10 protein-coding genes are annotated in these 9487 nt (G+C 42.7%); all 10 read right to left on the bottom strand.

Features of this window, described 5'->3' with window-relative positions; genetic code table 11:
* Nucleotides 1-397: 397 nt before the first annotated feature.
* From B3K91_RS11365 to B3K91_RS11320, 10 genes are read right to left on the bottom strand one after another with little or no spacing between them, the layout of a single operon-like run.
* Nucleotides 398-1120 (bottom strand): SDR family NAD(P)-dependent oxidoreductase, encoded by a 723-nt coding sequence (locus tag B3K91_RS11365; protein ID WP_292595214.1) that lies wholly within the window; start codon nucleotides 1118-1120, stop codon nucleotides 398-400.
* On the bottom strand, nucleotides 1117-2361 hold the full coding sequence (locus tag B3K91_RS11360) for an ANL family adenylate-forming protein (protein WP_292595212.1): 1245 nt from the start codon (nucleotides 2359-2361) through the stop codon (nucleotides 1117-1119). The genes B3K91_RS11365 and B3K91_RS11360 overlap by 4 nt, the downstream gene beginning before the upstream one ends.
* Nucleotides 2354-2593, bottom strand: coding sequence for an acyl carrier protein (locus tag B3K91_RS11355; protein WP_292595210.1), 240 nt, complete (start codon nucleotides 2591-2593; stop codon nucleotides 2354-2356). The genes B3K91_RS11360 and B3K91_RS11355 overlap by 8 nt, the downstream gene beginning before the upstream one ends.
* Before the next feature lie 11 nt (nucleotides 2594-2604).
* Nucleotides 2605-3288 carry an acyltransferase gene (locus tag B3K91_RS11350; RefSeq protein ID WP_292595207.1) on the bottom strand — a complete coding sequence of 228 codons (684 nt, stop codon included), beginning with the start codon at nucleotides 3286-3288 and terminating at the stop codon, nucleotides 2605-2607.
* 1 nt (nucleotide 3289) lies between these two features.
* Entirely contained in the window at nucleotides 3290-3919 is a 630-nt protein-coding gene (locus B3K91_RS11345) for an acyltransferase (RefSeq protein ID WP_292595204.1), read from the bottom strand.
* Between the two features lie 4 nt (nucleotides 3920-3923).
* A complete protein-coding gene (rfbB, locus tag B3K91_RS11340) occupies nucleotides 3924-5123 on the bottom strand; it encodes a dTDP-glucose 4,6-dehydratase (RefSeq protein WP_292595202.1) in 1200 nt (399 codons plus the stop codon).
* Entirely contained in the window at nucleotides 5120-6550 is a 1431-nt protein-coding gene (locus B3K91_RS11335; protein WP_292595197.1) for a polysaccharide biosynthesis C-terminal domain-containing protein, read from the bottom strand. Before B3K91_RS11335 ends, rfbB begins: the two co-directional genes overlap by 4 nt.
* Nucleotides 6547-7296 carry a sugar phosphate nucleotidyltransferase gene (locus tag B3K91_RS11330; protein WP_292595194.1) on the bottom strand — a complete coding sequence of 250 codons (750 nt, stop codon included), beginning with the start codon at nucleotides 7294-7296 and terminating at the stop codon, nucleotides 6547-6549. The genes B3K91_RS11335 and B3K91_RS11330 overlap by 4 nt, the downstream gene beginning before the upstream one ends.
* A complete protein-coding gene (locus tag B3K91_RS11325) occupies nucleotides 7293-8399 on the bottom strand; it encodes a DegT/DnrJ/EryC1/StrS family aminotransferase (RefSeq protein ID WP_292595189.1) in 1107 nt (368 codons plus the stop codon). Before B3K91_RS11325 ends, B3K91_RS11330 begins: the two co-directional genes overlap by 4 nt.
* On the bottom strand, nucleotides 8396-8812 hold the full coding sequence (locus B3K91_RS11320; RefSeq protein WP_292595184.1) for a sugar 3,4-ketoisomerase: 417 nt from the start codon (nucleotides 8810-8812) through the stop codon (nucleotides 8396-8398). Before B3K91_RS11320 ends, B3K91_RS11325 begins: the two co-directional genes overlap by 4 nt.
* Nucleotides 8813-9487: the final 675 nt, after the last annotated feature.

Here is a 9487-nt window from a genome sequence, read left to right as displayed (position 1 = left end):
ATGCCCCATCCGATTATCCCGTTTCATCCCGAATTAATTCTATACAGGACATCGTTCTTCAAGTAATGGATCTTGCTCCCGCTCTACGCCCTCGATCCTAAACCAACGAAGAACCTAGTCGCGAAGCGTCGGAACGATGAACCGCTCTTCAGAAAATGGAGTCTGTCCCTATTTTTCTATTTGCACGCTCTTATGAAGGAAGAACTGCTCTTGTTCCTAAAAATGGAGTCTGTCCCCATTTTCTATTTTTATTTTATTTTGTTTTTATTTGTGCTTTGTCTGATAAAAACGAGGAAGTATCTATGAATGGGTGTATTACGGGTAAGTAAATAATAGAGTCCCTATTTTCTCTTCCAGTCCTTCTGCTTCAAACATCTTGTATGCAAGAAAAGAGTTCCTATATTGTCCCACAATCAACAACAAACGATTGGCTTGTAATTGAACTTGCATCTTCTGAAAGAAGAAACAAAACTGTAGAAGCTACTGATCTTTCTTCAGTTGCTGATCTCAGACAGGTCCTTCTATATATCCTCTCTTTTTGCTCGGTGCTAAGAGAACTGCTCATTCTAGTTTCCATGAATCCCGGTGAGACACAATTTGACCTTATGCCCTTCGAGCCCCATTCCCGAGCGATACCTTTTGAGAAGCTTTCCAGAGCTCCTTTTGTTGCGCCATACATTGATAGTCCTTTGTAACCTGTTGATGCTGAGATAGAAGAGATATTGACTATTGAACCCTTTGTTCCACTCAACAACATATCTCGAACAATGTATTTCGTGAGAACCATTGGAGAGAATACATTGACCTGGAACATGTTTTCAATCCTTTCAAGACTCGCATTAGTTGCAAGATCATCGTATGCAATAGCAGCGTTGTTCACTAATCCATAAATTGGACCTAGAGGTTTTAGTTTTCCAAGATATAAATCCTTCACTCCGTTCGTATTTGAGAGATCAAATTCAATATGAATGTACTGCTCTTGATACGAAGCTTTTCGTTGCTTTACTGAATCCGTTTCTGTCCTGCTTATTCCTATGACTTTATACCCATTGGGAAGAAGCATATCTGCAATTTCAGATCCAAGACCAGTTGAATCACCAGTGAGCACAACGATCTTCACTTTCTCACCTTCTTTCCGGTCCGAGTCTGCTCTATTGAGTCAACGAAGTTAACTATTCTTGGCACTTTCCAGGATTGGAGATGCTTATTTAGTTTGCCGATTTCGTTTTCTATATAAGGTTTTTCCTCTGCATTCTTGGCTACAATTTCAGCCACTACAATATTCCCAGTAACTCTATTTGATCTGCCAAATACTCTAACATCTAAGACTCCTTCTATCTCTCTTATAGCTTTCTCAACTTCATGAGGGTTCACTTTATAGCCCCCAACATTGATCATCTCTGTTTTTCTTGAAATGAATGTGAAAGTGTTTTCATCCAGTCTTTCTACAACATCTCCTGTATGGTACCATTCACCCTCAAGGATAATGTCATCCGAAATGCCCAGCAAGCTCTTATGAATCAGAAGTTCTCCATCATCACCAATCAATACTTTTCCTGAAAAACGGGAAGGAATAGTAAATACGTCACCAGTTGAAGCAAATAGACTTCCAGCCTCCGAAGAAGCGTAAATGTTTCTAATACGAGCATTGGGAAAAACAGACGAGATTCTTTCAACCAGTGAAGTATCAAATTTCTCGCCTCCCATAGTAACCCCAAGCACTTTTTCATTCACTTTTTCGCTTGTAAACACAAACGAGCGGTAGAAAGTTGGAGTGGCAGATATATGAGTAACAGAGCTTTCTTCCATTGTTGGTAATATCTTGGAAGGAGTTGTCTCAAATACATAGACGATCGTATTCAGATTCAGGAATGCCTGAAAAAAGACCTGAAGACCAGCAAAATGCGTTGGGTTATACGCAAATGCCCAAACACTATCGGAATACCTGTCATCGATCTTACACGCTCTCGTCAAAGATTCCATGGTGTGTTCAATTCTCTTTGGTCTCCCTGTTGTACCTGAAGTGTAGATTCCCAATCTCCAGCTAATTGCGGCAGATGAAACCAAATTCACAAGCTTCTGTGGAGAACCTATCTCTTCTGGCGTTTCAGAGAAGTGCATTTCATAATCATGATTCTCACCAATACCAAGGTTCTCTCTCTCTGTTCTGCTTAAGTCACTGTCAAGAATATCAACATTCTTTGAGAAGACAATGCTTGCAAGAAGAGATACGTACAATTCGTACGGGTTATCATGGTTCAAAAAGCGCGGAACAGCTCTGACAGATATCAAATCCCCGACTAAATCACCATACGTCTTTGCAATTGCTCTTTGCTTGTCTACCCAGAAGAACTTATTCACTCGCACCAAGCCTTTTCAGAATCTCAGATATAGTATCGACATTGCCGTGTTCGAATATGTCTATACCAAACTCATCTTCAATTCTCACTGTAAGTTCGGCAAGATCCAGCGAGTCAAAGCCTATATCATTTCTCAGTGAAGAGTGTTCAGTAAATGAGTGTTCAGGCAGTTCTTGTTCTCCCTTTTTCTTCCTAATCGAGTTAATAATCCCTAACAGCTTCACAGAAACCATGTCTTCTCCTTTCAGTAACGCCTAAGATGTTTCGGTACTCTAGATACAAATACCGCTGGATTCCCTGCAACGAGTGTCTCGGGTTCTACGTCTTTCTTAACTACGCTTCCAGCCGCTACAATACAACCAAATCCTAGTTTTGTGCCTGGAAGAAGTACAACTCCAACACCTATTGATGCATAATCCTCTATTATCTGGCCTTTTACATTTTCACAGAAACCTTTTCCGCCAAAAGCGTTATCATTTGCCGAAATAACCCCAACACTAATGAACACATGATTCCCAATACGTGTTCTTCCTGTTATGTGCGAATTATCCATTATTCTTGTATAGGAACCGATCACAACGTCAGAGTTAATTGTCACATTTCTACTGATTAGAACTTGTTCTCCAATTGAAACGTCCGGAACAATTGAACTACTATCCCCAATCAAAGTGTTTGGCCCAACAGATACCCCAGAATAAATTACAGCGTGTGCAGAAATAGAACAATAGTCTCCTATTATGGTTGTTCCTGCTTTCTTGATCTCTCTTACTATAGCAGAAGTAGATCTTGGCTCTCTTCCAATAACAGCGTGTTCCCCAATAAAGACCGATCTACCTAATAAGGCGTTTTCGTAAACGATTGAGTAGTCAGAGATTTCGCAATCAACACCAATTGTTTCTGAATAGATCAACGCAGTTTTTGCAAACATATTATCTCCCGTTAGTCAATTCCTTCACAATCTTTGCAGGATTTCCTGCTATTACTACATTTGATGAGAACTTGCCGCCGGTGACTACTGCGCCGGCTCCGATGACAGAATTGTCACCTATTTCTGTTCCCTTCAGTATTATCGCATTATTTCCGATCCACACGTTCTTTCCAATAACTATCGGCCTAACCTTCCCGATCGAGTTTCGCCTTTCAGAAGGTGCTAACCCATGAGCATCAAAATCGATCATCTGAACATCTTTCCCAATCAGAGAATCGTTTCCAATTTCGATTCTTTCGGCGCAGATAATAAGCAATCCGTTGTTTGAAGCAACATTCTCACCGATTATTATTTGGGACTCTTTGAAACGTGCTTGAATTTCACAGTAATTGTGCAGGTACTTCCCGCCGACATCGACTCCAAATGATGTACGTGAACCGATTGTAGTACTCCCTTTCCCTGTAAAGAGCGTTTTCTGATGAAAGCTAACATGCTCACCCATATCCAGCCTTCCACCATTTCTTCTGGCAGATCTCTTCGCTTTACTTCTATTAAGTGTGCTTCTAATTCTATTGTGTAGTACTTTTAGAGCGAGTCTAGGATTCTTAATAGCCTTAATTACTTTTGACAAAGCTCTATCTCTCCCTATACCATCTATTCATAAACTCGTGATATTCCTTGTCATGGTCTAGTATCTTTTGCCACCATTCCTGATTGTTGACATACCAGTCGATGGTCTCCTTCAAATTGCTTTCAAAGTCTTTTTCCGGCAGATAACCGAGTTCGCCTCTTAGTTTGCTGTCATCCAGAGAATATCTTACATCATGTCCCGGTCTGTCCTTTACATAGTTTATCAGTTCCGTATTCTTGCCCAGTCTTTCAAGGATTGTGTTTACCATGAATATGTTCTCTCTTTCGTTTCTGCCGGCAATATTATACACTTCGCCGACGGGAGCCCTCTCCAGAATAACCTCTATCGCTCTGGCCGTATCTCTCACAAACAACCAATCTCTAATCTGTTTTCCATCTCCGTAAACCGGTAGTTTTTCATCTCTCAAGGCTTTGATTATCATCACAGGAATAAGTTTCTCAGGATATTGGTTCGGTCCGAAGTTGTTCGACGGTCTCACTATGTTCACGGGTAAACCATAAGTCTGGTTATATGCGTAAACTAACCTATCTGCAGCTGCCTTGCTCGCCGAGTAAGGGTTTCTTGGATTTATCGGATCTTTCTCCGAGAAGCTGCGTTCAGAGGCTACTCCATAAACTTCATCGGTCGATACGTGCAAGAACCTCTTAAGATCTGGATTCTTTCTTGAGGCTTCAAGCAAAATGTAAGTCCCATATACATCGGTCTTTATGAACTGATCGGGGTTCAGTATCGATCTATCGACATGAGTTTCGGCCGCAAAATTCACCACCGTATCGCACAACGGCATGATCTGATCGACGATTCTTCTATCTTCAATGCTTCCCACAACAAGCACTAGCCGTTTTTCTACAAGACCATTTTCGACAACTTGATGCAATTCAACTACCTGTGCTTGGTTATACTTGAAGCCGTTTAGCTTGAACTTCAGTCTCTCCAGATCTTTCGAGATATCTGCTGCGCTACTACGACCCTCCAGATCAAAACTTATCGGTTCAAGTCTTTCATGTTCTTTGGGAACTACGGTATTGCTTCCATTCAGATGATCAGATAGGTTTGCGAGGTTTCCGGCGTATGTGAGAGAATCGAGAACTATTATCTGCAGGTCTTCTCTCCTTTCGAGAATGTGATTCACAAAGTTACTGCCTATAAAACCAGCGCCACCCGTAACAAGTAGTCTCTTCATACAGATCTACCTCTCTTTGTTCTTCCTTTAAGCTTTTTCAGCTCTTCTCTGTAAAGAAAGAGTATAATCCCCACACTGAGAAGAGAAGCGGCAAACCACGGAAGAAGTGTTTTGTTCAAAAACAACTTGGACATTACAAAGAACAAGGTTGTAATAACCGCCGATAAGATGAATCTTCTTCTGACCTTCAGAAGCTTCATCTTTATAGTTATAACTGCCATTATTACGACTGAACAGGAGTAGCCTGTAAGAGTAGCAATTGATGCTCCCTCTATCCCCAGAACGGGTATCATAAGATAGTTCAATAAAACGTTCAAGCCTGCGCCAATCACTAGAGAAATTGTAACCCAGTAACTTCTCTTGATAACCAGAAGCTGATTCCCGGAAGTTTGAAATAACATGAGCAGAAGCGGGGAAAGAAAGAGATATGGTGCCACCTGATACCCCAGAATATAGTCCCCGGTAAACAGTATCTTGAAAAGCAAAGGGAGCCAGGGCATTATTAGAAAAGTTGCAACAAAGGAAATGATTCCAAGGTATTCAAAGACCTTTGAAGTTAGCTGAACCTGGTCTTTGTCTTTCATCGTTGAAAAGGCAAAATACTGCCAGCCTCCCGCAAAACCGGAGTATATTAGCTGACTTATGCTTGCTACCTTTGCGCCGACTGCATAGATTCCATTCTGAGACGTATCCAGCATATTCGAAATCATTACTCTATCGAAGGAGTTGAAGACCCAATATATTAGAAACGTCGGCATAAGCGGAAGTCCTATCTTGAACATTTCGAGAGCAAGTCTTCTATCTGCAAATCGAAAGCTAAACCATTTCCCATTCAGCACCCAGAATATGAAGAGCTTTGAGACAACTGAAGCAAAGCCTCCCATTATAAGTCCGAACAAAGGATCAACAAACAGTATGAGAGGCACACTTATCCCGTAGCTTATAAGGGGTGTAACAACGCTCAGTACGACATACACTTTTCTCTTGTTCTGCATCCTAGTCGGAGCTGCTATTATACTATCCAGAGCACCTAGAGCGATCTGAACTCCCATGAGCATTACCCATATCTGATACACATCTGTCGTGAAAAGCAGGCGTGATAGGCTCTTGCTGAAAAGTATTACAATCGCTCCAGTAATTGTCGAGCTTAAAGCCACAACTGAGAGGGCGCTTGAGCAGACTTTGAGCTTATGCTCTTGAGTATCGTCATCGAAGAACATTCTGAACATAGCGTCGTACATTCCAAGCACTGCAAATGCAGAGCCAAAAGATACCAGAACATGTAGAAGATCAGATACACCGTAGATCGAAGTGTCCGGTATGAGCCTTGTGATTATCGGAACCATCACAACGGGAATAGCTTTGCCTATAATCCCGGTCATACCATAGACGAGAAAGTTTTCTACAAACAGCCTTGCTCGACTCATTCCGGTTTCTCTATTCCCATCTTCTTGAAGTAGTGTTCGTACATGATCTTATTGGCCACATAATAAGATTCGAAAGTGCCTGTGTCCATCCATCTTCCCTGAACGAAGTCGTACTCGAGTTCTCCCAGCTCGATATACCTGTTGTTTACACTGGTTATTTCATACTCGCCCCTCGCGGATGGCTTTATATGGTCTATTACATCGAAGACTCTCTTGTCATAAATATAAGCGCCGACAACGGCATAATCGCTCTTCGGGTTCTCAGGTTTCTCCTGGATCTCTACCACCTTTTGCTCGTCGAGAGCCGCGACACCGAACCTCTGAGGGTCCGAAACTTTGACAAGCAACACTCTAGCCCCTTTACCGTTTTGCTTGTTCTCATAATTCCTGACAAAGTAGTTCACCGGCTTCTCAAACACATTGTCTCCGAGTACGACGAGAATCTTCTCGTCTCCAGCGAACTCCCTTGCAAGCCGTAACGCGTCTGCAATGCCGTTGGCCTCATCTTGGACCTTGTACGCAAATCTCAGTCCGAAATCTGAGCCACTCCCAAGAAGATTCACCATGTCTCCCATGTGCTCTGTGCTAGTGACTATAAGAACATCTTTGATTCCGCTAGCCTGCATATTGTGGATAGGATTATAGATCATAGGCTCCGTACCTACAGGTAGCAGATGCTTGTTCAAAGACTTAGTCAAAGGATAAAGCCTTGTTCCCTTACCTCCAGCGAGTATAACGCCCCTCATACACTCACCCCTTTGAATTCATTTATCTCCTGGATCACATAATCGGCTTCTTCATTTGTCATGCCATTATATAAGGGCAGACTGAGAATCGTGTTTGCGTAGTTCTCGGTTATCGGGAAGTCTCCCTTCTTGTATCCGAAACGTCTATAAGCTCCCGAAAGATGAGGAGGAACGGGATAATGTATCTGGGTCCCTATTCCGTTGTCGGATAGAAACTCCTGCAGTTCATCCCTCCGATTGCACTTTACAACAAAGAGATGCCACACGTGCTTGAAGCCCTCTTTGATCTTCGGCAGTTTCAAAAGTGGATTGGTGATCTCTTCGAGATACTTCTCGGCTACTCTTCTTCTATCGTCTTCGAGCTCGGCCATATGCGTAAGCTTAACGCTCAATAACGCTGCCTGGAACTCGTCAAGTCTCGAATTCACGCCTTCGATCTCGTGATAGTATTTCTTGACACTCCCGTAGTTTCTTAGAAGGCGAACCCTCTCTGCCAGTTCTTCGCTGTCGGTTACGATCGCCCCGGCGTCTCCAAAAGCCCCGAGGTTCTTGGTCGGAAAGAAACTGAAGCAGTTGATATCGCCGAAAGTCCCGATATTCTTTCCATTGATTGTCGCTCCATGGGCCTGGGCACAGTCTTCAACGACAAAGAGATTATATTTCTTTGCGATCGCCATTATCTCTTCCATTCTTGCGGGCTGGCCGTAGAGATGTACTGGAAGAATCGCCTTTGTTCTTTCTGTTACTACCTCTTCTATCCTTGCCGGGTCGATGTTGTAGAACTCGTCCGGTTCGACAAAGATAGGCCTTGCTCCATTCTCAGTTACCCCGAGAACCGAAGCGATATAAGTATTGGCAGGAACTATAACCTCATCACCTTTACCAATTTCAAGTGCTCTGAAAGCGAGAATGAGCGCATCTAAACCCGAGTTTAGACCAACACAATGCCTGGCACCAACGTAATCGGCAAACTCTTTCTCGAATTGACTCACTTTCTCTCCGAGCACGTACCAGCCGGAATCGAGAGCTTCAAGAGCAGCTCTGTCGTACTCTTCTTTGAACATTAGATACTGAGGTCTAAGAACATTGAAAGGCACTTTCATCTCTTCCAGTAACCCTCCTTCACAAGCCTGATAAACTCATCGTAATCACGAATATAGTCAGACTCATCGTAGTATTCGCAAGCAAGAACAAGCAAAACACTATCATCCTTGAGCCATTTCATAGTACGCCATATCCCTCTGCCAACATACAGTCCTTTAGCAGGATCATCCAAGACTGTGTATTCTTTCTTTTTGCCATCATCGCACATAATCTCTATGGCTCCGTAAACACAAATCAGGAGCTGTTCCAAGGCCTTATGCGCATGATGCCCACGAATGATTCCTTCTTTCACGCCATAGGTATAATAAACACGCTTGAAGGAGAAAGAAATATCCTTGTTAGCTTCGAAAAAAACAAGAGTTCCCTCTTCGGGATTCTCGGCGTTTTTCTTGGTCAGCGAATATTCTTGCATTTAGCACCTCATAGAAAGAACTTAGTCTTGAACATGCCCAACTCACACGCTTGAATGTTTAACAATCAGTCTGTGATCCAAGTAGATGTAATGTATCGAAATGTCTAGAACGCAAGTTCATATACAATGCACAAAGTTAACCGAACGATTTCGCAATCAAGAAACAGATTACAATGTTATACATCCAATAATACTACTAGAGGCCTTCTGAATTGTTAATTCAACAAAGTAATTCTATTTACTTGTTAGGCTTCTTCCATTGCTATAGGAAAGACCTGAAAAACCAAATGATAGCCATGGATATTTGAATCTATTCCATAGCCAGAAGAGCAAAGACAGGAAGGTATTATCTCCTTCCTGCCGTTAGGGTGTGTGTGTAGTACAGTTCCAAGTTACAAGTTCTGAGTTGCAAGGGAAAACCAGTTGCAAGTTCCAAGTTGTGAGTTGCAGAAGAAATAGTTGTCCGTTGTCGGTTCACCGTTCTCCGAAAAGAATCAGTTCCAAGTTCCATGTTGTCAGTTGCAAGAGTAAGAGCCGCTATCCGGTTAAGGGCGATGAACCCGCTGATCGCTGGAAAGACCGCTGGACGCTTAAAAGCAGGGAACCCGCTGGTCGCTCGAAGAATCGCTGTACGCCAGAAGTTCCGCTGTACCCTGGAATAGCGGTCCTCAGTCA

The sequence above is a fragment of the Mesotoga sp. UBA5847 genome (assembly GCF_002432735.1).
Taxonomy (GTDB): Bacteria; Thermotogota; Thermotogae; order Petrotogales; family Kosmotogaceae; genus Mesotoga.
The sequence above is the reverse complement of the archived record's forward strand: the minus strand, read 5'-3'. Positions and strand labels throughout refer to the sequence as shown.